The sequence below is a fragment of the Rhizobium sp. SU303 genome, from assembly GCF_021052345.1.
GTDB lineage: Bacteria > Pseudomonadota > Alphaproteobacteria > Rhizobiales > Rhizobiaceae > Rhizobium > Rhizobium laguerreae.
Genome location: NZ_CP088095.1, coordinates 1,808,539 through 1,831,280, shown reverse-complemented (window position 1 = coordinate 1,831,280; position 22,742 = coordinate 1,808,539). Strand labels below are relative to the sequence as shown.

20 protein-coding genes are annotated in these 22,742 nt (G+C 61.9%); 3 read left to right on the top strand and 17 right to left on the bottom strand.

Going from position 1 to position 22,742, the window contains the following annotated elements:
• Positions 1–4: 4 nt before the first annotated feature.
• Entirely contained in the window at positions 5–2,545 is a 2,541-nt protein-coding gene (secDF, locus tag RlegSU303_RS09195) for a protein translocase subunit SecDF (RefSeq protein WP_131709002.1), read from the bottom strand.
• Between the two features lie 45 nt (positions 2,546–2,590).
• Positions 2,591–2,938, bottom strand: a complete 348-nt coding sequence (gene yajC / locus RlegSU303_RS09190) for a preprotein translocase subunit YajC (protein WP_003539006.1) — start codon at positions 2,936–2,938, stop codon at positions 2,591–2,593.
• Positions 2,939–3,248: 310 nt separating this feature from the next.
• Here yajC and RlegSU303_RS09185 point away from each other — a divergent pair, with 310 nt between their 5' ends.
• Positions 3,249–4,121, top strand: a complete 873-nt coding sequence (locus RlegSU303_RS09185; RefSeq protein WP_231283734.1) for an ATP-binding protein — start codon at positions 3,249–3,251, stop codon at positions 4,119–4,121.
• Positions 4,122–4,263: 142 nt separating this feature from the next.
• Here RlegSU303_RS09185 and RlegSU303_RS09180 read toward each other — a convergent pair whose 3' ends face one another.
• From RlegSU303_RS09180 to RlegSU303_RS09120, 13 genes are all read right to left on the bottom strand, one after another.
• Positions 4,264–5,865: a M23 family metallopeptidase gene (locus RlegSU303_RS09180; protein ID WP_231283733.1), complete on the bottom strand. Its 1,602-nt coding sequence runs from the start codon at positions 5,863–5,865 to the stop codon at positions 4,264–4,266.
• A gap of 138 nt (positions 5,866–6,003) precedes the next feature.
• Positions 6,004–6,657 carry a protein-L-isoaspartate(D-aspartate) O-methyltransferase gene (locus RlegSU303_RS09175; RefSeq protein ID WP_011651660.1) on the bottom strand — a complete coding sequence of 218 codons (654 nt, stop codon included), beginning with the start codon at positions 6,655–6,657 and terminating at the stop codon, positions 6,004–6,006.
• On the bottom strand, positions 6,654–7,427 hold the full coding sequence (gene surE, locus RlegSU303_RS09170; protein ID WP_017991200.1) for a 5'/3'-nucleotidase SurE: 774 nt from the start codon (positions 7,425–7,427) through the stop codon (positions 6,654–6,656). The genes RlegSU303_RS09175 and surE overlap by 4 nt, the downstream gene beginning before the upstream one ends.
• Positions 7,428–7,431: 4 nt before the next feature.
• Positions 7,432–8,715, bottom strand: coding sequence for a serine--tRNA ligase (gene serS / locus RlegSU303_RS09165; RefSeq protein WP_131709000.1), 1,284 nt, complete (start codon positions 8,713–8,715; stop codon positions 7,432–7,434).
• Positions 8,716–8,916: 201 nt separating this feature from the next.
• Positions 8,917–9,744, bottom strand: a complete 828-nt coding sequence (gene tatC, locus RlegSU303_RS09160; RefSeq protein ID WP_017960201.1) for a twin-arginine translocase subunit TatC — start codon at positions 9,742–9,744, stop codon at positions 8,917–8,919.
• Entirely contained in the window at positions 9,741–10,352 is a 612-nt protein-coding gene (gene tatB / locus RlegSU303_RS09155; RefSeq protein ID WP_131629425.1) for a Sec-independent protein translocase protein TatB, read from the bottom strand. The genes tatC and tatB overlap by 4 nt, the downstream gene beginning before the upstream one ends.
• A 51-nt stretch (positions 10,353–10,403) precedes the next feature.
• On the bottom strand, positions 10,404–10,595 hold the full coding sequence (locus RlegSU303_RS09150) for a twin-arginine translocase TatA/TatE family subunit (RefSeq protein WP_017960199.1): 192 nt from the start codon (positions 10,593–10,595) through the stop codon (positions 10,404–10,406).
• 183 nt (positions 10,596–10,778) lie between these two features.
• Positions 10,779–11,495, bottom strand: coding sequence for an SMC-Scp complex subunit ScpB (gene scpB / locus RlegSU303_RS09145; RefSeq protein WP_131629426.1), 717 nt, complete (start codon positions 11,493–11,495; stop codon positions 10,779–10,781).
• On the bottom strand, positions 11,492–12,349 hold the full coding sequence (locus RlegSU303_RS09140) for a segregation and condensation protein A (RefSeq protein WP_077981171.1): 858 nt from the start codon (positions 12,347–12,349) through the stop codon (positions 11,492–11,494). The genes scpB and RlegSU303_RS09140 overlap by 4 nt, the downstream gene beginning before the upstream one ends.
• A gap of 18 nt (positions 12,350–12,367) precedes the next feature.
• A complete protein-coding gene (gene nagZ / locus RlegSU303_RS09135) occupies positions 12,368–13,381 on the bottom strand; it encodes a beta-N-acetylhexosaminidase (protein ID WP_231283732.1) in 1,014 nt (337 codons plus the stop codon).
• 110 nt (positions 13,382–13,491) lie between these two features.
• Complete coding sequence (locus tag RlegSU303_RS09130; protein ID WP_231283731.1) at positions 13,492–16,704, bottom strand: SPOR domain-containing protein; 3,213 nt, start codon at positions 16,702–16,704, stop codon at positions 13,492–13,494.
• Between the two features lie 62 nt (positions 16,705–16,766).
• Positions 16,767–18,524, bottom strand: a complete 1,758-nt coding sequence (argS, locus tag RlegSU303_RS09125) for an arginine--tRNA ligase (protein ID WP_017960194.1) — start codon at positions 18,522–18,524, stop codon at positions 16,767–16,769.
• Positions 18,525–18,589: 65 nt separating this feature from the next.
• A complete protein-coding gene (locus tag RlegSU303_RS09120) occupies positions 18,590–19,807 on the bottom strand; it encodes a deoxyguanosinetriphosphate triphosphohydrolase (protein ID WP_065279719.1) in 1,218 nt (405 codons plus the stop codon).
• Between the two features lie 221 nt (positions 19,808–20,028).
• Here RlegSU303_RS09120 and erpA point away from each other — a divergent pair, with 221 nt between their 5' ends.
• Positions 20,029–20,361, top strand: a complete 333-nt coding sequence (erpA, locus tag RlegSU303_RS09115; protein WP_017960192.1) for an iron-sulfur cluster insertion protein ErpA — start codon at positions 20,029–20,031, stop codon at positions 20,359–20,361.
• Between the two features lie 122 nt (positions 20,362–20,483).
• Positions 20,484–21,275 (top strand): exodeoxyribonuclease III, encoded by a 792-nt coding sequence (xth, locus tag RlegSU303_RS09110; RefSeq protein WP_094086096.1) that lies wholly within the window; start codon positions 20,484–20,486, stop codon positions 21,273–21,275.
• A gap of 11 nt (positions 21,276–21,286) precedes the next feature.
• On the opposite strand, the gene exoR is transcribed toward xth, so the two are convergent.
• Positions 21,287–22,084 (bottom strand): exopolysaccharide production regulator ExoR, encoded by a 798-nt coding sequence (gene exoR, locus RlegSU303_RS09105; RefSeq protein ID WP_026158651.1) that lies wholly within the window; start codon positions 22,082–22,084, stop codon positions 21,287–21,289.
• On the bottom strand, positions 22,078–22,575 hold the full coding sequence (locus RlegSU303_RS09100) for a hypothetical protein (RefSeq protein WP_231283730.1): 498 nt from the start codon (positions 22,573–22,575) through the stop codon (positions 22,078–22,080). The genes exoR and RlegSU303_RS09100 overlap by 7 nt, the downstream gene beginning before the upstream one ends.
• Between the last annotated feature and the right edge of the window lie 167 nt (positions 22,576–22,742).

The window sequence follows — 22,742 nt, the reverse complement described above, 5'->3', positions numbered from 1 at the left end:
GTCTTCAAACCACCGTACCGGATTTTACACCAGCATCCGTCTTGTTGCTCTCTTCCCCGTCGGGAGCCTCTGGCCGCAGCCGGAAGACGATCAAGACAGGAGCGGCGATATAGATCGAAGAGAAGGTGCCGAGAGCAACGCCGAAGAGCATCGCAAAGGTGAAGGAACGGATGACTTCACCGCCGAAGAGAAGGAGCGCCAGCAAGGCGATCAGCGTCGTCGCCGCGGTCAGAACGGTGCGCGACAGCGTCTGATTGATCGAAGCATCGATCAGGATCGGCAGCGGCATCTTCTTGTATCGCTTGAGATTTTCGCGCATTCGGTCGTAGACCACGACCGTATCGTTCAGGGAGTAACCGACGATGGTCAGCACGGCGGCGACGCTCGTCAGGTTGAACTCGATGCCGGTGAGGACGAAGAGGCCGAGCATGATTATGACATCGTGCAGCGTTGCGACGATGGCGCCGACCGCGAACTGCCATTCGAAGCGGATCCAGATGTAGATCAGGATCGCCGCAAGTGCTGCAAGCACGCCGAGCGTCGCCATCATCGTCAATTCGCCCGAGATGGCAGGGCCGACGACCTCGACGCGGCGAAAATCATAATCTTCCTGGAGCTCGCCGCGCACCAGCGTCGCCGCCGACTGCTCGGCATTTTCGCCGCCGCCCTGGGAAGCGATGCGGATCCGCGCGTTCGCCGGCCCGCCCGTGCGCTCGACATTGATCTCACCGAGATTGAGATCATTAAGGCGCGCGTTGAGATCGGCGATGTCGGCATTGCCTTGCTTCGCCGTCACCTCGATGAGCGAACCGCCGGTGAAATCAATGCCGAGATGCAGGCCGACGGTGGCAAAGGCGGCCATGGCGATCAGCGAGATGACCGCCGACGCCGTAAAGACATAACGGCGGATCCCCATGAAGCGGATATTGGCGTGTTCGAAAAGGTGCGTCAGAACGCTCTTCGGCAGATGCCGGGGATGGCGCCTTCTCAACCAGACGGCAACGATCGAGCGTGTCAGCGTGAAAGCCGTGAAAACGGTCGTCAGGATGCCGATCGCGAGCGTCACGGCGAAACCGCGGATGGATTCGCTGCCGAGGAAGAAGAGGATGATGGCGGCAATGAAGATCGTGACGTTCGCGTCGACGATGGTTGCGAATGCGCGCGAGAAACCGCGTCCGACGGCCTCCGCAAAGGAATGGGTGGTTTTTTCCTCTTCGCGGATTCGCTCATAGATCAGAACATTCGAGTCGACCGCCATGCCGACGATCAGCACGATTCCGGCAATCCCCGGCAAGGTGAGCGTCGCGCCGGCAAGGCTGAGCACTGTGACGATGAGGATCAGGTTGAGGAAGAGCGAGGCGACGGCGATGAGGCCGAGGATGCGATAGAGCGCGATCATCAATGCCGCGACCAATATGACGGCGACGAGGCCGGCAACGAGACCGTTGAAGATGGAATCGGCGCCGAATCTCTGACTGACGCTGCGTTCCTCGACGCTGGTCAGCGTCGCCGGCAAGGCGCCGGCGCGCAGCATGATCGCAAGGTCGCGGACGCCACCCTCGGAGAAGTTTGCCGAAATCCGGCCCTCGCCGCCGGTGATCGCCGCATCGATGACCGGTGACGACATCACCTGGTCGTCAAAGACGATGGCAAGGTGCTTGCCGATATTCTGCCCCGTCGCCTGCGCCAGCCGCTGCGTGCCTTCGGCATCGAGACGGTAGGCGATCGAGGTGTCCTGTGTCTGTGGATCGACGACAGGCTCTATATCGACCATGTTGCTGCCGGTGATGAAAGCTGTGCGGTCGACGAGGTACGGCACCGGCGGATCGTCAAGCGAATAGAGCACCTGCGATGTCGCCGGCCAGCGGCCGTTCAGCGCCTCCTGCCCCGACATGCTTTCGTCGATCAGATGAAAGGAAAGTTTGGCCGGCTGGTTGAGGATGTTCTTCAGCCGCTCCGCATCGATCGATCCCAACACCTGCGCGACGATGCGGTCGGCGCCATCGGGGCGAACGAGGAAATTATCATTGCCCAATCCGGCGATGCGGCGGCCAACGATATCGAGCGAGCGGGTCCGGGCGGAAGCGAGGTCAGCAGTAATGCCGGCGTCGGAAATCTGCAGCGAGAGCTGCCCCTGGTCACCCTGCTGCAGGGCGACCTCAGGTCCCGAATGTCCACCAGCCGTCGTCAAAGGCTTCAGGAGATCGACCGCCGCCTGTGTCTGGGCCGCATCGGTGATCCGCACGGTAACGGTCTGGTCATTGCCGGTCAGCCCGGTATAGCGGATGCCGGCGCCGCGTAGCGCGTTGCGCACATTGGCGACCACCTCTTCCAGGCGGTCCCTGACGATATCGGAACGCTCGACCTTCAGAACGATATGCGAGCCGCCCTGCAGGTCGAGACCAAGCACTACGCGGTCGTGCCGCAACCAGTCCGGCAAGGAAGATCGCTGCGCCTCAGTCAGCAGATTGGGCGCAGCGATGACGATGGCCGCAAACGCGACCAGCCAAATCAGAAGTGTTTTCCAGCGGGAAAAATGCAACATTCTCTCGACGATCTTCCGATCCGGCGGTCCTGCGGTTATCGCTTGTTACGCCGCGTCGGCCTTGACCGGTTCACCCTTGACGCGAATTTCGGAGATGCCGCTGCGGACGATGCGCACGCGCACGCCGTCAGCGATCTCGACTTCGACTTCCTTTTCGTCGATCACCTTGGTGACCTTGCCGACGAGGCCGCCACCGGTGACGACCTGGTCGCCGCGACGGATCGCCTTCAGGGTCTCCTCACGCTTTTTTGCCTGCGCGCGCTGCGGACGGATCAGCAGGAAGTACCAGACGACCATCAGCGGCACGAACAGGATGATCATTTCGAAACCGGAGCCGCCGAATCCCGTTGCGGTATCGGTCGCGCTCTGGGCGAATGCCGGGGTGATGAACATGCTAAACTCCTCAGGCTTGGGCGGCGGAACTCCGCCTCTCTTTTCAGGTTGCCGGACTATAGTTACGGCTTCGATGAATGCAACAGAAACAGCCGGAAACAGTACCGATTCCGCTGCCTCATAACCTTTCCGCCGTCAAAACGCCATGCTAAAGCGCGTCGCATCGAACTTGATCAATGCGACGCGCTTTAGCTCCTTTATTTTCAAGCATGTCGTTATCTCGGAACCGCCCCACACTTCCGGGCGACATGCATTAGCGTCATCGAAAGATCAAAGCGGATTGCCGCAGTGAGAAATCAGGAGGCCACCGATGACCGAGGAAATCAACACAGCCCTGCTTGCCGAGCTGAAGCGGCTCGCAGACGCCGTCGAGCGTCTTGCCGGACCGGCACCCACCCTCAACGACTGGGATGCGGCCGACTGTTTCGTCTGGGCGCCACTGCGCCAGCACCTGCAGCCGGTCAAAAGGCCGAACCGGGTGGCGTTGACGCTTATCCGCGGCGTCGATCACGTGCGTGACATCCTGCACGAGAATACGGTGCGTTTCGCCGAGGGGTATGCCGCCAACAACGTGCTGCTCTGGGGCGCGCGCGGTATGGGCAAATCCTCTCTGGTCAAGGCCGTGCACGAGGATGTCCGGCGCGAAAGCAGCGCCTCACTGAAACTGGTCGAAGTCCATCGTGAGGATATCGCCAGCCTTCCCAATCTGCTCGACCTCTTGAAGGACACGCCGTACCGCGTGATCGTCTTCTGCGACGATCTCTCCTTCGATCACGACGACACCGCCTACAAGTCACTGAAGGCAGCACTCGACGGCGGCATCGAAGGGCGGCCGGACAATGTGCTCTTCTACGCCACCTCCAACCGGCGCCATCTCCTGCCGCGCCACATGATGGAAAACGAGCAGTCGACGGCGATCAATCCGTCGGAGGCGGTCGAGGAGAAGGTTTCGCTTTCCGACCGCTTCGGCCTCTGGCTCGGCTTCCACAAATGCAGCCAGGAGGATTATCTCGGCATGATCGACGGCTATGCCGATCACTTCGAGCTCGGGCTCGAACGCGACAAGATGCATGCCGAAGCGCTGGAATGGGCAACGACGCGCGGCGCACGCTCCGGCCGCGTCGCGTGGCAGTATATTCAGGACCTGGCCGGACGCATGCGGGTTCACATCGACCGGGGCTGAAGCGCGTCGCGCCAATCGGAATTCATGCGACGCGTTTATGCACGTCGTTCTCCGAAAACCGCTGCCCACTTTTGGGCCGCATCCATCAAATGACAAAAGCCCGGCTGGCGGCCGGGCTTTTGCGTTTCCTGGTACGCTGTACCTATTCCAGGAAAGTCATCGGGTTGACCGGGGACGCATCCTTGCGCACCTCGAAATGGACCTGCGGCTGCTTGACGTCGCCGCTCATGCCGGAGACGGCGACGGTCTGGCCGCGCTGGATCTTCTGGCCGCGGGTGACGCTCAGCGTATCGGCGTTGCCGTAGACGGTGACGGTACCGTCGTCGTGGCGGACGAGAACCGTGTTGCCCAGTTCCTTCAGGCCGTTGCCGGCATAGATGACGACGCCGTTTTCGGCGGCCTTGATCGACGTGCCCTGCGGGACCGAGATGTCGATGCCGTCATTGCGGTTGCCGTTGACGTTGGCGCCGTATGAGGCAATGACCTGGCCGCGCACCGGCCAGCGATATTTGCCGATGCCGGTCGATTCCGGTGCCGCGGAACTGACATCAGACTTCTTCTCGGCATCGTCGACCGTCTGGGTGGCGGCCGGCGCCTTGTAGGGCGCGGGCTGCGCGGAAGCCGTCTGCTGGGCAGCCGCCGGCTGGGCCGGCTTCGCATCGACCTTCTCAGCCGGGATCGAGGCGGTGTTGATATTATCGGCGGTGCCGTTCGGGATCTTCAGAGCCTGACCGATGCGGAGCGAGCTGGCCGAAAGATTGTTGGCGGCCTTGAGGTCGTCGACATTGCTACCGGTTGCCTTGGCAATCTTTGCCAGGGAATCGCCTTGCTTGACGACATAGGTCCCGGCAGGCGCCTTCGGATCCTTGCCGGCGCCGGTGGGAAGTTTGCCGGTGACATCGCCGCTCGCCAGCGTCTTGTCGCGGGCGGAATTGGCGCCTGGAATGACGGCGACGTTCTGCTCAGGTGCCTTCGGCGCCGGCATTTTGCCGGGCTTGGAAAGATCAGCCGCCTGCGACGCCGCCTTGGCGGCATTGCCGCCGTTGAGGGTCGGGATGAGGACCGCCTGGCCAGGCTGGGCGGCAGATGCCGTCTTTAGGTTGTTGACGCGCAGAATTTCTTTTTCGGGTACGCCAAAGCGCCTCGAGAGCGTGGCAATGCTTTCACCCGGACGCAGCGTCACCGATGGAGCGTTGGTCGCGGACCAGCCGGAAATCTTGGGCGTCGTGCCTGTGGTCAGCGTATCGGGCGTGACCTTCGGCGCGGCCGGCGCTACCAGTCGAGGCTTCTCAGCCTGCGGCGCAGCCGGGAAAGGCTGCGCGAGCGCGACTTCCTTTTCCCGCTGCCGGGAGGGTGCCGCGGCCGTCGGCGCGGCCAGCTCTGAACGCTGCACCGAGACCGGCGCGGAAGCGAGACGTGCGCTCGAGCTCGACGTGCGGGTGGGATCGTAACCCGGGCTTGCCGGATAAGGCTGGTTCAGTGCGTCATTGCCGCCGCCATAGCCTGACTGGCCGGCAACGGCCGAACTGCTAAGATCGGCGCGCGGCACCGGATCGCCCTGAGAACCGTTCATATTCCTACGCGGAATGGAACTTGTGGTGATCTGGTCCTGCCCGGAGGAGGAAAACAAGCCGCCAAACCGTGTCACATCGGAACTGCAGCCCGTTGCGGCACTTGCCAGCAGGCTAACAACCAGAAGATTACCGGCCGACTTCCCGAACTTTGGCGAAAGACTGAAACGCATGACTCGACCCACTGAGAACGCAACCATTTGTGAGTCTATTAAAACGCGTTAGTATTACCACGCGGTTAAGATGCTGGAATCAGTGCGATTTTTTTGAGAAGTTGATAACCATAGCTTACAGGTGAAAAATCGCAGTGCCTAAAGCAGCGAGGCAAGGCGCGGAACGATCGGCAGATAAGGCGCCTCGAATAACTCCTCGCGTTCGAAGCGGCTGCCGGTTTTCGTCAGCCGCACCATTCGACACTCGTTCTCGGAAATCATCAGCGGCGCGATCATCGAGCCACCGGAAACGAGCTGGTCGGTATAAAAGCGCGGCATCGCGTTGAAGGCGGCCGTCACCAGGATGCGGTCGAAGGTGCCCTCACCCTGCATGCCGGCGCTGCCGTCGGCCTGGCGGATGACGACGCTGCGCAAACCAAGCGATTCCATGCGCCGCTGCGCGGCTGAAGTCAGCGTCTTGTAGCGGTCGATGGACAGAACACGCTCTGCCAGGCGCCCCATCACGGCGGCGGTAAAGCCGCTTCCAGTGCCGATCTCCAGGACGCGCTGGCCGGGCTTGAGCTTCAGGTGATGCAGGATGCGGACGGCAAAATCGATGCCCTCGAGGAACGAACCGCATTCGATCGGGATCGTCCGGCTCGAATAGGCGTCGTCGGCGAATTGCGGCGGCACGAACAACGAACGCTGCGTCTGCTCGACCGCCGTCAGCAGATCAAGGTCCGAGATGCCTTCGGCACGCAATCTGAGGACGAGCGCCGCAAAGCCCTCCTTCTCCGCCAGTCTTGCCGTCAAACTTGTGCTCCGTATCCCAAGGCCCGCGCCACGCGGTCCGTCACGGAATAATCGGTCAGATCCAGTTTCAAAGGCGTTACCGAAATCTTATTATGCTTCAGGGCGTGAATATCGGTGCCTTCGACGAAGGCGCCGGCGCGTTCGCCAAACTTCAGCCAGTAGTAAGGAAATCCCCGGCCGTCGGAGCGGGCATCGACCTGCAGATTGAAGGCGAGCTTGCCCTGCATGGTCACCTCGGCGCCGTCGACCTCGTCGGGACGGCAGTTCGGGAAATTGAGATTGAGGAACGTGCCCTCCGGCAGGTCCAGGACCATCAGCTTTTCCAGAAGAGCCGGCGCGTGCGTCTCGCAGACCTCCCAGGGCACGATGCGTGCACCGTCCTCATAAAGATAGGCCTGGCTCAGCGCGAAGGAGCGCACGCCCTGCATCGTTCCCTCGATGGCGCCGGCGATCGTGCCGGAATAGGTCACGTCGTCGGCAACGTTCGAGCCCGAATTGACGCCTGACAGGACGAGATCCGGCTTGATGTCCATCACCTGCCTGATGCCCATGATGACGCAATCGGTCGGCGTGCCGCGCAGGGCGAAATGCTTGTCGGAAATCTTGCGCAGCCGCAAAGGTTCGGAGAGGCTCAGCGAATGGGCCAAGCCGCTCTGGTCGGTCTCGGGCGCCACGATCCAGACATCGTCGGACAGCGTGCGCGCGATCCGCTCCAGCGCGGCAAGACCTTCGGCGTGAATGCCGTCGTCATTCGTAAGCAGGATGCGCATCGCCTCAGGCCGCCCGTTCGATTTTGGTCAATCCGCCCATATAAGGCAGCAAAACGTCCGGAATCGTGACGGAACCATCCTCGTTCAGATAATTTTCAAGGACGGCGATCAGGCAGCGGCCGACGGCCGTGCCGGAACCGTTCAGCGTGTGGACGAACCTGTTGCTCTTGTCGTCCTTGCCGCGGTAGCGCGCATTCATCCGCCGGCCCTGAAAATCGCCGCAGACCGAGCAGGAAGAGATTTCACGGAAGGCATTCTGTCCCGGCAGCCAGACTTCGAGATCGTAGGTCTTGCGCGCGCCGAAGCCCATGTCGCCGGTGCAAAGCGTCATGGTGCGGAAATGCAGGCCGAGGCGCTTCAGCACTTCCTCGGCGCAGGCGGTCATGCGTTCATGCTCGGCAACGGCGCTCTCGGCATCGGTGATCGAGACGAGCTCACATTTCCAGAACTGATGCTGGCGCAGCATGCCGCGCGTATCGCGGCCGGCGGAGCCTGCTTCCGAACGGAAGGATGGCGTCAGCGCGGTGAAGCGGAGCGGCAGCTTTTCCTGATCGAGGATTTCCTCGCGCACCAGATTGGTGAGCGTCACTTCGGCCGTCGGAATCAGCCAGCGTCCATCAGTCGTCCTGAAGAGATCCTCGGCAAATTTCGGCAGCTGGGCGGTGCCATAAACGGCCTCGTCGCGCACCATCAGCGGCGAGCTGACTTCGGTATAGCCGTGCTCGCTGGTGTGGAGATCGATCATGAACTGGCCGAGCGCGCGCTCGAGCCTAGCGAGCGGCCCGGTCAGAACCGTGAAGCGCGAGCCGGAGAGCTTGGCGGCGCGCTCGAAATCCATATAGCCGAGCGCTTCGCCGATTTCGAAGTGCTCCTTCGGTGCGTGGTTCCAGCGCGGCTTTTCGCCGACGGTGCGGGTGACGACATTGTCATGCTCGTCCTTGCCGACCGGGACGTCGTCGAAGGGGATGTTGGGGATGCGCGACAGCGCGTCGCTGAGTTCGGCCGTCAGTTGCCGGTCCTCTTCCTCGATCGCCGGCAGCAGGGTCTTGAGTTCAGAGACCTCGGCCTTCAGTTTCTCGGCCAGCTCGCCGTTCTTCTGGGCCATCGCCGCGCCAATCTCCTTGGAGGCGAGGTTGCGGCGGGACAGCAGGTCCTGCGCCTTCTGCACGGCTGAGCGGCGCTTTTCATCGAGGGCAACGAGACTTTGGGCCAGAGGCTCCGCGCCGCGCTTGGCTAGGGCGGCATCGAGCGCTTCGGGATTCTCACGGATCCATTTGATATCGAGCATCGTCGTTCCAGGTCGTTGCAACAGAGGTGGCCCGGCCAAAGCCTGATCTGGCCTCGACCGGATGTTACAGCGCCGCCCGGTCTTTTCAGACGCGCAAAGGACACCGCAACACTTTGAATTGCTGCCTAATTCCTTAAACCGATTCCGATTTAAGGATTACGCAGTCGGCGGCCTTCATGAAGGGATTTCCGGGATTGCCGCTCAGACGCTGTCCGTCTTGGCAACGTCTGCGGATCCGGTTTCCTTTTCGACCGCCTGCCGGGCACGCTGGCGCTCCACGAGTCGCGCCGCATAGATGGAAATCTCGTAGAGAAGGATCGTCGGTATCGCAAGGCCGATCTGGGACATCGGGTCCGGCGGCGTCAGCACGGCGGCGACGACGAAGGCGAGGACGATGGCAAACTTGCGCTTTTCGGCGAGCCATTGCGACGTCAGAAGACCGACACGGGCGAGCAGCGTGGTGATGACAGGCAGCTGGAAGACGAGGCCGAAGGAGAAGACCAGCGTCATGATCAGGCTCAGATATTCCGAGACCTTCGGCATCAGCGAGATCGCTATCTCGTCATGACCCGGCGCCTGCTGCATCGACAGGAAGAACCACATGACCATCGGCGTGAAGAAGAAATAGACGAGCGCACCGCCCATCAGGAACAGAACCGGAGAGGCGACTAGGAACGGCAGGAAAGCCTGACGCTCGTTCTTGTAGAGGCCGGGCGCCACGAACTTGTAGACTTGGGCGGCGATGATCGGGAAAGCGACCACAAGGCCGCCGAACATCGCCACCTTGACCTGGGTGAAGAAGAATTCCTGCGGCGCGGTGTAGATGAGCTGGGCCTTCTCGACGTCGAGATTAGCCCACTGGACCGCTGTCTTGTATGGGATGACCAGATAATTGAAGAGATCCTTGGCGAAAAAGAAGCATGCGATGAAGGCGACGAAAAATGCGCCGATCGACCACATCAGCCGCGTGCGCAGCTCCATCAGGTGCTCGATCAACGGCTGCGGCTTGTCTTCGATATCACCGCTCATGCCTCGTCCTTCTTTGTCTGCGCAGGCTTCTTCGGCGTTGCAGGCTTCCTGACTGCCGTCATGCGTTTCGGCTTTTCCACAGGCACGGCAACGGCGGCCGCAGCATCGACCTGGTCGGCAGACTTGACGCGCGGCTTGCGCACGGGCTTCGGTTTGGCCGCAACCCTATCGGCCTGCACAATCGCTGCTGCGACGGGTTCCGACGGCGCAGGTGTCGTTACCAATGGCGGCGTTTCCGGCAGGCTCATCGACGGCGTCGAGGCTGCGACAGCATCGGGCGGCACCTCGGTCTTGTTTTCCGTGACCGTGGTCGCCTTCTGCAGGTCGGCCTTGATCTCGTTGCCCATCTGCCGAAGCGGATTCATCGCCTCGCGCAGACTGTTGACCGGGTTGAGCTTCTGGGCGTCGCTGATCGTCTGGCGGACATCGTCAAGCTCGGCTTCGCGCAACGCTTCATCGAACTGCGCACGGAAATCACCCGCCACCTTGCGGGCGCGCTGCGTCATCTTGCCGAAAGCGCGCAGCATCGGCGGCAAATCCTTGGGACCGACGACCACGATCAGTACGACCGCGATGACCAAAAGCTCGGTCCAGCCAATATCGAACATGCAAGGCTCCTGGACGGGAAGCGCGGGGGCTGCGCTTTTTCCCGGACTTGGTTACTTCGTTTCGTCGGCCTTGTGATCGACGGTCTTTGCCGTGTCCGGCGCGTCTTCGTCCGTCATGCCCTTCTTGAAGCTCTTGATGCCCTTGGCAACGTCGCCCATCAGTTCCGGGATCTTACCGCGACCGAACAACAACAGCACGATGACCAGAACGATCAACCAGTGCCACATGCTAAAACCACCCATTACGCTAACTCCCTGTTTCTATGTTCTCACGATGTAAGGATTTCCGACACCGTTTCCAACATCAAGCCCTTTGGATTGAGCTTAATGTCACGGTATCGCCCTTTGTGACAAGCCGTTGACCCATCGAAAAGTGGTGGCCACTATTGTTTTCGCCATGCATGGCAAAAGCAAGACGCAGGCCCCTCAATCTTCAGGGGTGCCGCGCGGTGCCAGCAACCCCAATTCCTCGAGGTCCATCTGGGTGATCGGGTCTTCGTCCTCGGTCAGTTCGTCGTTCATCAACGGCGAGGGAATGTTGAAATTCGCCGGAATGCGGCCCGACAGCAAGCCCGCTCCCTTCAACTCTTCGAGACCAGGCAGGTCACGCAGCTCTTCGAGCCCGAAATGGTCGAGGAAATCGCGCGTCGTGCCCAATGTCACCGGCCGGCCCGGTGTGCGCCGGCGGCCACGGAACCGCACCCAGCCAGCTTCCATCAGCACGTCAAGCGTGCCGCGCGAGGTCTGGACGCCGCGGATATCCTCGATTTCGGCACGCGTCACCGGCTGGTGGTAGGCGATGATCGCCAGCACTTCCAGTGCGGCGCGCGAAAGCTTCTTCACCTCATTGTCATCACGGCGGATGACGAAGGACAGGTCGGCGGCGGTGCGGAAGGCCCAGGCGCCTTCGACCTGCACGAGATTAACGCCGCGCGGCGCATATTGCTCCTTCAGGCGCAGCATGATCGCGTGCACGTCGGTCTTCTCAGGCAGGCGCTCGGCGAGGAAGCCTTCGGAGACCGGTTGCGAGGAGGCGAAAACCAGCGCCTCGGCAATGCGCTCGGCCTCGATCTCGGCCTGCAGGTCGGGGGCCCTGTCTTCAAAATCGCCTTCGAAATCCGCTTCGCCCTTCAGATCGATCAAGCCGGCCGCTCCTGTTCGACCACCTGCAGCGTGGCATGTTTCGGACCGCGGCGCATGTATATCGGCTGAAAGGCGCCGTCCTGGCGGATTTCGAGCTTGCCCTCGCGCACCAGCTCCAGCGAGGCGGCAAAGGCGCTGGCGATTGCCGTGACGCGCTCTTCGGGCGCTGCGAGATACCGCAGCAGATAATGTTCCATCGCCGTCCAGTCGGCGACCTCGCCGATCATCTTGGTCAGCAGTTCGCGGGCATCGGTCAGCGACCAGACGGTGCGCCGCTCGATCGTCACCTGGGTGACGGCATGGCGCTGGCGCAGCGCCGCATAGGCGGTCAGGAGATCATAAAGGCTCGCCGCATAAGCGGATTGCTGCCGGTCGGGAATATGCTCGGGCGCGCCGCGCACGAAGATATCGCGGCCGAGGCGATTGCGGTTGACGAGGCCGTCTGCCGCCTGGCGCATGGCTTCGAGGCGTTTCAGGCGGAAGGCGAGCGTTGCCGCCAGCTCCTCGCCGGAAGGGCCGTCATCCTTGACCTGCTGGGGAATGAGCAGCTTCGACTTGAGATAGGCAAGCCAGGCTGCCATGACGAGGTAATCGGCGGCAAGCTCGATGCGGATACGCCGGGCGCTTTCGATGAACAGCAGATATTGCTCGGCGAGCGCCAGCACCGAAATGCGCGACAGGTCGACCTTCTGGTTGCGGGCGAGATAGAGCAACAGGTCGAGCGGGCCTTCGAAGCCGGCGACGTCGATCACCAGCGCCGGCTCGTGGCTGGCGCGCTCGGCACCGTTATCCTGCCACAGCTTGTCCATCGGCGTTGCCGCCTGCGGACGTTCCGTGCCCTTGACCGTGTTCACCTAGCTGCTCCCTTACGATCAGACCGTTGCAAACATTGCCTCGAATTCCGCCCTCAATTCCGCTTCATCGGCGGTATCCGGCGCCGCGAAGCCCGCTTCCACCGCTTTTGCGCGGGCAAGCGATATGCCGGCGAGCGGTGGAACATTTGCCACAACCTCCCGCATCTCGTCCATATTGCCATTGCAATGCAGCACGATATCGCATCCGCCTGCAATGATATTCGCCGCACGTTCACCGATCGTGCCGGAAAGAGCGTTCATCGAGCTGTCGTCGGAGAGCAGCAGACCGTTAAAACCGATGTGATCGCGGATGATGCCGTCGATCACCTTGCGCGAGGTCGTCGCCGGATTGTCCGGGTCGATGGCGGCGAAAACGACGTGGCAGGTCATGGCCATCAACTCGTCCTTCATCGCGACAAAGGGCGGGAAGTCATGGAGCTCCAGCTCATCGCGCGGGACGGTGACGACGGGCAGTTCCAGATGTGAATCGGCAAAGCCGCGACCGTGGCCGGGCATATGCTTCATCACGGGCAACAGGCCACCAGCCTTCAGCCCCTCGGCAGCCGCCCGGCCCATCGCAATGACGGTCTCCGGATCGCTGCCATAGGCGCGGTCGCCGATGACGTTGCTGCTGCCCTCGACCGGCACATCGAGCACCGGCAGGCAATCGACATCGATGCCGAGGCTCGAAAGATCGAAGGCGTGCAGCCGCGACATCAGCCAGGCGGCGCGCAGGCCGAGTGCGCGATCACGGCGATAGAGATCGCCGAGCGCCTGGCCGGAAGGATAACGCGTGAGAATGGGTGGGCGGATGCGCTGGACGCGGCCGCCCTCCTGGTCGATCAGCACCGGCGCATGCCAACCGACGCTGTCGCGCAGTTCGGCGACGAGATCGGCGATCTGCCGTGCTTCGGAGATGTTGCGCCCGAAGAGGATGAAGCCCCAGGGTCGCTCGCCCCGGTAAAAGGCTTTCTCTTCGGATGTGAGGGCAAGGCCGCTGCAGCCAAGGATCATCGCTTTTGATTCGGTCATGCAAGAATCATAGACGGCGCCCGGCCAAATGCGAGCAAGGTCGGGCTCGATGCACAAAAAAGAGCGGCGAGCCGATCCGGCCCGCCGCTCCGATATTCAAAGACGCGATCCTACCTGGAGATCAGGCAGCTTCCGCCCGCCGCGCGATACTGTTCGCAGAGTGCTGCGGCCTCATCCTTGGAACCGGCCGGTATGCGGACACGGTAGAAAGTGCCCTTGCCGGCGATATCGGCCCTGCGGATCTCGTGGCTGCGGCCGCCAAGCACGCCGGCGAATTTCTTGGACAGGTTGGCATAGGATTTGGTCGCCTCGTCTTCCGAAGGCAGCGAGGCGATCTGGATGCCGTAGCCGCCGGCGGATGCAGCCTGTTGCGGCTTTGCAGCGACTGGTGCTGCGGCCGCGACCTCGGTCGTCTTCGGCTGCTGTGCGGTCGGGCGGACATTGCCCTTCTCGGTCACGGTGCCGACGACGTTGACGGGCTGGTCGGCCGGACGCGCTGTCGGAATGGGAGCGGTATCGGCAATCCCCGAGGTCTTGACCGGGCGCACCGGCAACGCGACCGGAGCCGGGTTTGCGGCCTGCGCGTCGGCACTGCCGGCGAGCGGCGGCTGTACCGGCGCGGTTTCGACGGGGGCTGCAGAACGCGCATCGGCGGAAGCAACCTCGGCGCTTGCCGGGAAGCTTGCGGCCGTTCCACCGACGGGAGGTACAGCCGGGGTCGATTGCGCGGACGAGGTCGACGGAGCCGTCAACGCCGGCTGAGCCGGCGGCATCGGCTGGGCAGCGGACGTCACCTGGGCAGACTGTGTCGGCTCGTCGACGGGCGCCGGTTCCTCGCGGGCGACCAACGTACCGTCAGGCTTGACGATCATCGTGCGGACCTTGCGCGGCGAAACGGACGGCGTTTTGTCAGTGTTGGTTGCCGAAGCGTTGTCGGCGTTGTCCTGGGTTGGCAGCAGACGCGGATCCTCCGTCTCACCGACCGCAGTCGGCGTGACCTGATCGTCGACGCTGGCGTTCTCGTCGTCCTCGGGCAGCGCTTCCGGTGTCAGCGTGCGCTGGACCACATCGACGGGCGCCTCATCGGAAGAAACGAGCGCCTTCTGCTTCGGCTCTTCGGCAGAACCCGCAACGCGGTCGTAGACGGCCTTATCCTGGTTCGGCACGGTCTTGCCGCCAGGATTTTCCGGAACGACCTTGACCGGTTCTTTGTCGGCGGTGATCACGCGAGGCTCGCCGGACGCGACAATGCCGAGCCCCTCGCCGTTCCAGACGGAGGAATAGACACCATAACCGACGCCGGCAAAGACCACGAGCACGACGGCCCCGGCAAGCAACTGGCGCATCGATCGGGCGCGGCTGAAATCGGCGGCCTGGCTTGCCGATTCAATGCGGACCTCGGAGGTCTCGCGGCGCTCGACCGGCTCGCGCACGCTGCGGCGGAAATCTTCCTCCAGCGCCCGTTCGAAATCATCGAGGCCATCGGCGATGGTGGGCTTGACCGGCTTTGCAGCGGCGGCGGCCGTATCCCGGACCGGCGTCGGCGTTTGCCGCGGTTTGGCCGGTTCAAAGAAGCTGGCGATCTCGGCGTCGAGATCGAAATCGAAATCCGCAGATTTCGCGACCGGCGCGGGCTGCTCGACCGGCGGCAGCGCCGGCACGTGCATGTCGTCGACGGCCTCGGGACGATCCTCCGGATCGGAGATCATCGCCGGATCGAATGGCAGGTCTTCGGTCGATTCGGAGACAGGCGTCCAGTTGAAAGCCGGAGCCGGAGCTTGAGCCTGCGGCTCGGGAACGAAGGCCGGAGCGGACCGTGCAGGAGCGGCAGCAGCCTGCTCAAAAGCAGGAGCCGGCGGCTCAGGAGCAAAAACCGGAGCGGGGCGAGGAGCGACGGCAGCGGCCTGCTGGGGAGCAGGGGCTGGCGGCTCTGGCTGCGGTGCCGGCTCGGACGGCTCGGAGAAATCGAGATCGGTCAGTTCCAGCTCGATGCCGGCAAGATCCAGCTCGAAATCATGGCCGGCGAAGGGGTCGTCGGCTTCCGGTGCCGGCTGCGGCGTCGGCGAATACGCCGCTGCGGCAGACTGAGGCGTAACGACATCGGCAAGCTGCGGCGCGACCGGCCTTGCGGCTTCTGCATAGACCGGAGCCGGCTCGATCGGGGCAGACCGGACGGGTGCTACGGCGAGCGGTGCGGGCGCGATCACCTCGGACTGAACAGGTGCGGCAGCGACGGGAGCGGCCGCTGCCTCGATCGATGCGGGTTGCTGCGAGACGGGCGCCGGATTGGCACGTTGCGGCACCGGATAACGCGAGACGTCGGCGAGCAGATCGTCGAGATCGAATGTGCCGGCGGTATGCGGAACATCCGGCACGACCTCGGTCAGCGCGGCATCGGCCTGGATCTCGCCTTCGACGGCGGCAGCGATGAGATCGAAACCGGCGTCGGACCCGAAATCCTCCAGCTCTTCCTCGACTTCGACGAATTCTTCGGCCTCGGCGGTCTCTTCCGGCGCGATCACCTCATCATGGCGGTCGAGTTCGGCGGGAAAGCCAAGTGACGGAGAAGCGGATTCGAATTCCTCGGAAGGCTCGACAGCGGCGACAAGCGCCGGCGGCTCGACGACAGGTTGAGCCTCGACCACAGGAAGATCGGCGGATGGCGCTTCAGCAACCGGTGCGGCGACCGTTTCGGCCACAGGCTCCGGCAAAACAACCGGTTCCTCGCGCCTCGGGGCATGGAAATTGGCAAGCGGCAGCCTGATGCTGGCAGCCGACCATTGCGGCGCCTTGGTGGGCTGCACCAGCGAAGAGACCGGTGCTGCGCCGATCGACAGTTCAAGCTCCTCGATCAGGTCGCGCGCACCGCCGAAGGCCGATTGCACCGACGCGTCGGGCTCGGGAGAAAGCTGCTCCGCCCAGTCGGCGACAGATGCGTCCCCATTTCCTGCGGCGGGCAAAGCTTCTTCAGCCTCAACAGCGGCGACGGAAACCGAAACCGGCTCAGGAGCCTGCGCATGTTCGGCAGCGGAAGAAGCATCGAGAACGGGCTCGACGTAATCTTCAGGCGTGATGTCATCAGAGATCGGCTCGGCGGGCCGGTCGAGTTCGGCAAGCGGACGTGGCGAGTCGTAGCGGTCGAACTCGCGCCCAAGCTCATCCTCGAGATCGAGGGCGGGCTCGCGGCGTGCGGTCTCCGTCACGGTATTCGCCGCAACACGCGGCTCGAAGCCGACGATACGGGCCAGTTCTGCCAACGGATCATCGTCGGCAAACAGATCGTTTTTTCCGCGCGTATCATACGCAAGTTGTTTATCAGCCATGCCTATTCCCACTCGCAAACGCCAACGCTCAAATGCCAGCGCATTGTGGGGAAATGGTGACGTTATCGCATTTCGTCCGGTGCGGCAGTGCCTGTAATGGCAAGTCCCGACCTCAAAACCGACGCGACGGCGTACACCAGCCCAAGTCTGGCAATACTTGATTCTCGGTTTTTATCATTAACAAATCGTAATTCCGGCTGATCTTTACCTTTGTTCCAGTGCGCGTGGAAGGAACTGGCGAGGTCGTAGAGGTAAAAAGCGATACGATGCGGCTCCTGCGACTGGGCCGCCGCCTCGACGATACGCGGGAATTCAGCGAGCTTGGCGACAAGCTGCAATTCGGCCGGATCGCCAATGCCTGCAACGGTTTTCGCCAGTTTCTCGTGGGAGACATCGAGGTCGGGAAAAGCCTCCCTCGCCTGCCGGAAGACCGACATGCAGCGAGCATGCGCATACTGCACGTAAAAAACAGGATTATCTTTCGACTGCTCGGTCACTTTGGCGAAATCGAAGTCGAGCGGCTCGGAATTCTTGCGATAAAGCATCATAAACCGGACCGAATCACGGCCGACTTCTTCGACGACGTCCCGAAGCGTGACGAAGTCGCCCGAGCGTTTCGACATCTTCACCGGCTCGCCGTTGCGATAGAGCTTGACGAGCTGGCAGAGCAGCACCGTCAGCTTCGCCTTACCATCCGAAACGCCGCGTGCAACCGCTTCCAGGCGCTTGACGTAGCCGCCGTGGTCGGCGCCGAGCACATAGATCATCTCGTCGAAACCACGGTCGAACTTGTTCTTGAAGTAAGCGACGTCGGCGGCGAAATAGGTGTAGGAGCCGTCCGACTTGATCAGCGGCCGGTCGATATCGTCGCCCACCTCGGTCGAACGGAACAATGTCTGTTCGCGATCTTCCCAGTCCTCGGGAAGCTGGCCCTTCGGCGGCGGCAGCGTGCCCTTGTAGACATAGCCCTTGAAGGTCAGGTCGTTGATCGCCGTGCGGATCGCAGCTGCAACATTGGCATGCAGGGTGCGTTCGGAGAAGAAGACGTCGTGATGGACGTTCAGAGCCGCCAGATCCTCACGGATCATCACCATCATCGCATCGATGGTGCGATCCTTGACAATCGGCATCCATTGGTCTTCCGGCATGTTGTGCAGCCGCACGCCGTAATCGGCGGCAAGCGACTGGCCGACGGGCACGAGATAGTCGCCGGGATAGAGACCCGAGGGGATTTCGCCGATCTTTTCGCCGAGCGCTTCGCGATAGCGCAGGAAGACGGAACGGGCGAGCACGTCAATCTGCGAGCCGGCATCGTTGATGTAATATTCCTTCTCGACGCCGTAACCGGCAAAAGCGAGCAGGTTGGCGAGCGCGTCGCCGACGACGGCGCCCCGGCAATGGCCGACATGCATAGGGCCGGTCGGATTGGCCGAGACATATTCGACATTGACCTTCTTGCCCTCGCCGAGCGTCGAGCGGCCGTAATCGGTGCCGGCGCCGATCATCGAGGCGAGCAACCGCTGCCAGTAACCGACGGCGAGACGGATGTTGATGAAGCCGGGACCCGCGACCGAGACATCGGCGACGTCGGCATCCTCCTTGAGCTTGGCGATGATGACGTCGGCCAGCGCGCGCGGATTGGTTCCGAGCGGTTTTGCCAGCACCATTGCGGCATTGGTCGCGACATCGCCATGGCTCGCGTCACGCGGCGGCTCGACGGTGATGCGGCCGAAATCGAGCTCGGATCGCTTTTCCCTGACCAGATCGATCTGTTCAAGGGCGGTTTTGATCCTGGCTTCGAAGTCGGTAAAAAGGTTCATCGCACTCTTCCATGCATAGGCTGTGCCAAAGGCTCAAATCGGCCCTCGGCGTGGGCGACCGCTGCCTATCGCAAATCCGGAGTGTGGTCAAACAACCGCCTGTGGGCGCTGATGGCATAGGTGTCGGTCATGCCGGCGAGATAATCGCCGACATGGCGGGCCTTCGGCGCATCGGACAGGCCGGCGATATGATCGACCCAGTAATGGCTTTGCATCTCCTTGGGATTTGCCATGTAGGCGGCAAAGAGATCGGTGACGATCTGGGCGGCACCGGCACGGATGCGCATGATATCGGGATTGCGGTAGATGCGCTTGAAGAGCATGGCCTTGATCTGCCTGTCGGTCTCGGCCATTCCCTCGGAAAAGGTGGCAATAACCCGGTCGGCAGCGCGGATGTCGGCCGCATTCTCAGGGCGGAGGAGCGACAGGCGCTGCTGTGCCACGCCGATCACGTCTTCGACCATGCGGGTAATCTGGCGGCGCATGATCTCATGGGTGAAGCGGCTCGGCTCCAGATGCGGATATCGCGCCCTCACCTCGGCCATCAGCCCGGCAAGAAACGGGATTTCCTCCAGCATGTCGAAAGTCAGGTAACCGGAGCGTAGGCCATCGTCGATATCGTGGGTATTATAGGCGATGTCGTCGGCGATCGCCGCGACCTGGGCTTCAAGGCTGGCATAGGTTGCAAGCTCGAGATCGTGCAGCTCGCAATAATCGAGGATCGGCTGAGGAACGGGACCGCGGGTGCCGACTCCATCAGCCGTCAGAAGCGGACCATTGTGCTTGACGAGACCTTCGAGGCTTTCCCAGGTCAGGTTGATGCCGTCGAATTCGGCATAACGCCTCTCCAGTTTGGTCACGATGCGCAGCGATTGGGCATTGTGATCGAAGCCGCCATAGGGCAGCAGCACCTCGTGCAGCGCGTCCTCGCCGGTATGACCGAACGGCGTATGGCCGAAATCGTGCACGAGCGCTACGCCTTCGGCCAGATCCTCGTCGAGCTTCAGGGCGCGGGCAAGCGCGCGGGCGATCTGCGCCACCTCGATCGTGTGCGTCAGCCGGGTGCGGTAATGATCGCCGTCCTGGGCGATGAAGACCTGGGTCTTGTGCTTCAGCCGGCGGAAGGCGGTGGTGTGGACGATGCGGTCGCGGTCGCGCTGGAAATCGGAGCGCGTCGGGCTTCCGTCCTCCTGATAGAGCCGCCCGCGCGTCGTCCAGGGGTCGGCCGCATAAACCGCCCTCTCACTGCTGCCGAAACCCAAAGCACGCGTATCGATCGTCATTCTTCACCGTCATCCTGCATGTTGCTGCATCTGCCCATTGACGCCGCCTGACGCTCTTCATACCTATAGCCCGATGAACGGCAAAGAGGCGCTTTCCTAATCGCTTCGGCGCATCATCGCCTTTTCGCGAATATCATGGTAAGTTTCTTTGATATCAGGCATTTGAACATTCAAGTGCCAAAACCCATTCTCTCCGGATCTTGACCCCGGCAGGAGGAAACATGACGGATACGAGTGTAACCCTTTCAGATGCGGCGGCAAAGCGTATCGCTGCGATCGTCGGCGCCGAAGCCGGCAAGAGCGCCTTGCGCGTTTCCGTCGAAGGTGGCGGCTGTTCGGGCTTTTCCTACAAGTTCGATCTTGCCGACAGCGCCGCCGACGACGACATCATCGTCGAAAAGAACGATGCCAAGGTGCTGATCGACAGCCTTTCGCTGGTTTATATGGCGGGCTCGGAGATCGACTTCGTCGACAATCTGCTTGGCCAATCCTTCCAGATCAAGAACCCGAACGCGGTGGCAAGCTGCGGCTGCGGCACCAGTTTCTCGATCTGAACGTCTAAACGCATATACTCCCCATCAAACCGGCCGAAGAATTCCTTCCGGCCGGTTTATCGTCTTGTCCGGCGACGAAAGACCGCGATAAAAGAAGCGCACGAAGCGAACAGGGCGAAGAGATGAAGATCGCGACTTGGAACATCAACGGCGTCAAGGCGCGCATCGACAATCTCACGCAATGGCTCAAGGATTCCGATCCGGATATCGTCTGCCTGCAGGAGATCAAGACGGTCGACGAGGGTTTTCCGCGGCTGGAGATCGAGGCGCTCGGCTATCACGTCGAGACGCACGGCCAGAAGGGCTTCAACGGCGTGGCGATCCTCTCCAAGAATTCACCTTTCGAAGTGAACCGCGGCCTGCCCGGCGATCCGCTGGACGAACAGGCGCGTTTCCTCGAAGCGGCGTTCACTCTGTCCGATACGCGAATCCTGCGCGTCTGCTGCATCTACCTGCCCAACGGCAATCCTGTCGAAACGGAGAAATATCCCTACAAGCTCGCCTGGATGGAGCGCCTGCGCACGTTCGCCGCCGAACGGCTGGCCTATGAGGAGATGCTGATCCTTGCCGGCGATTACAACGTCATCCCGGAACCGCACGACTGCTTCGATCCCAAGGTGTGGGAAAACGACGCGCTATTTCTCCCACAGACGCGGGCGGCGTTTCGCAGGCTCGAAAATCTCGGCCTGACGGATGCGGTGCGCGCCACGACGGATGCGACGCAGTTCTATTCCTTCTGGGATTATCAGGCCGGCGCCTGGCCGAAGAACAACGGCATCCGCATCGACCATCTGCTGCTGTCGCCGGAAGCTGCCGACCGGATGACGTCGGCTGCGATCGAAAAACATGTGCGGGCCTGGGAAAAGCCGTCCGACCACGTGCCCGTCATCGCCTATTTCGATTTCGCAGCCTGAGGCCTTCTACCTCAATCGTCCGAACCGCTCGCGATCGTGTGCGACAGCGACACCGCAGTGCGGCGGTCGGACTCGTTTGCAACCGAGAAGGCCTGCTCCTGCAGTGCTTCCATCCAGCCGCAGTCCTTGGGCTTGCAGCGGTCGAGTGCCGCCGTCATCAGCGCCAGACCACGGGCCGTCTGGCCTTCGTCGAAAAGAATATTGCCGAAGACCGCCATGGCGCCGGGATGGCCACTCTTGCGGGCCTGGTTCAGCCATTTCTTCGCCTGCTGCGGGCTGGAATTGCCACCCTCGCCGGCCAGCATCATCTGCGCCAGCTGGAACTGCGCCTCGGGCACGCCAAAAGTAGAAGCCACCTGAAAATAAAGCTGGCGCGCCTGGCTGAGGTCGGTCCTGACCGGACTGCCGGCGATGCCGTGCTTGTAATAGTTGGCGAGCGAGAGCAGCGCGTTGACGAAGAAGCCGGTGTCTTCCGAGCCGGGTTCGACGCCCTGCTGGGCGATCTCGCTGTAGATCTTGAAGGCTTCGAAATCGTCCTGCGTGACACCGTCGCCATCGGCATACATGTTGGCGAGCGCCCAGCGCGAGCCGGTATGCCCCTTTTCGGCGGCGTATTTATAGGCTTCGACCGCCTCTTCCTTCTGGCCGTTCTTATAGGCCTTGAAGCCGAACTTGAAGAGATCGAAGGGTCCGGATTCCTTGCTGACGCCACCTTTGATGTCGAATGCGCGGCACGGACCGGACAGCGCCAGCGCTATAGACATGCCCACCAGCATGAATTTGAACAGTTTGAACTCGGACGTCACCATTTCAACCGATTTCTTTCGCTCATCCCAGGCAGGCGGCAACGGCGGCTCATGCCGTGCATCCCGCGGATGTATTTCTTCGAGGCGAGCGATCCCGCGGCGAGCTCCATGGCTCCTTTACCCGCGTCGCATTCAGCCCACTGGCCTTTTCTCAAAGGCGATATTCTCAGCCCATCCTTCAGAACCACCCGGCTCCCGGCATGGCTCGACTGCAATCTCTGTGGCACTCTTTCGGCAGGTGCGGCATCCGCCTTCCCGCCTTTATCGCATTCGTAAACAGTAAATGTGACGAAAGCGGTATCGACATTTTCGGTAAGGCCGGGCTGCTCAGCTGAGCGGGTCGAAAATAACCACAATGCATGAATCGACGACCTCATCGCGAGGTCGGATCGGCGGCCGGAACAGCCTTGTTCGGAAAGCGAAACGGCCGCAAACAAACGATTGTCGCCAATCGCGCCGCACGACTTCATGTTACCGGAAAAAAATCGACCCATGCTACTATTTACACGCACCGTACGCCTGCCATGCCTCACCCGCTAATATCGCTGCGCCCTCTTTGTGGCGGGAAATGGACAAATTCGCCCTACCACCACCATACGCCAAACGTCGTAAAAATGTGTTGCTGAATCGTCACAAAACGGGACCGGAAATGGCATGATTA

Excerpts from the sequence above, each read along its gene's own strand:
- nagZ (WP_231283732.1), bottom strand. The coding sequence starts at position 13,381 with ATGACCGAATCAAAAGCGATGATCCTTGGCTGCAGCGGCCTTGCCCTC.
- erpA (WP_017960192.1), top strand. The coding sequence starts at position 20,029 with ATGACGGATACGAGTGTAACCCTTTCAGATGCGGCGGCAAAGCGTATC.
- RlegSU303_RS09185 (WP_231283734.1), top strand. The coding sequence starts at position 3,249 with ATGACCGAGGAAATCAACACAGCCCTGCTTGCCGAGCTGAAGCGGCTC.
- yajC (WP_003539006.1), bottom strand. The coding sequence starts at position 2,938 with ATGTTCATCACCCCGGCATTCGCCCAGAGCGCGACCGATACCGCAACG.
- tatB (WP_131629425.1), bottom strand. The coding sequence starts at position 10,352 with ATGTTCGATATTGGCTGGACCGAGCTTTTGGTCATCGCGGTCGTACTG.
- xth (WP_094086096.1), top strand. The coding sequence starts at position 20,484 with ATGAAGATCGCGACTTGGAACATCAACGGCGTCAAGGCGCGCATCGAC.
- RlegSU303_RS09130 (WP_231283731.1), bottom strand. The coding sequence starts at position 16,704 with ATGGCTGATAAACAACTTGCGTATGATACGCGCGGAAAAAACGATCTG.
- RlegSU303_RS09100 (WP_231283730.1), bottom strand. The coding sequence starts at position 22,575 with ATGGGTCGATTTTTTTCCGGTAACATGAAGTCGTGCGGCGCGATTGGC.
- argS (WP_017960194.1), bottom strand. The coding sequence starts at position 18,524 with ATGAACCTTTTTACCGACTTCGAAGCCAGGATCAAAACCGCCCTTGAA.
- tatC (WP_017960201.1), bottom strand. The coding sequence starts at position 9,744 with ATGAGCGGTGATATCGAAGACAAGCCGCAGCCGTTGATCGAGCACCTG.
- RlegSU303_RS09180 (WP_231283733.1), bottom strand. The coding sequence starts at position 5,865 with ATGCGTTTCAGTCTTTCGCCAAAGTTCGGGAAGTCGGCCGGTAATCTT.
- secDF (WP_131709002.1), bottom strand. The coding sequence starts at position 2,545 with ATGTTGCATTTTTCCCGCTGGAAAACACTTCTGATTTGGCTGGTCGCG.
- RlegSU303_RS09150 (WP_017960199.1), bottom strand. The coding sequence starts at position 10,595 with ATGGGTGGTTTTAGCATGTGGCACTGGTTGATCGTTCTGGTCATCGTG.
- surE (WP_017991200.1), bottom strand. The coding sequence starts at position 7,427 with ATGCGCATCCTGCTTACGAATGACGACGGCATTCACGCCGAAGGTCTT.
- serS (WP_131709000.1), bottom strand. The coding sequence starts at position 8,715 with ATGCTCGATATCAAATGGATCCGTGAGAATCCCGAAGCGCTCGATGCC.
- exoR (WP_026158651.1), bottom strand. The coding sequence starts at position 22,084 with ATGGTGACGTCCGAGTTCAAACTGTTCAAATTCATGCTGGTGGGCATG.
- RlegSU303_RS09120 (WP_065279719.1), bottom strand. The coding sequence starts at position 19,807 with ATGACGATCGATACGCGTGCTTTGGGTTTCGGCAGCAGTGAGAGGGCG.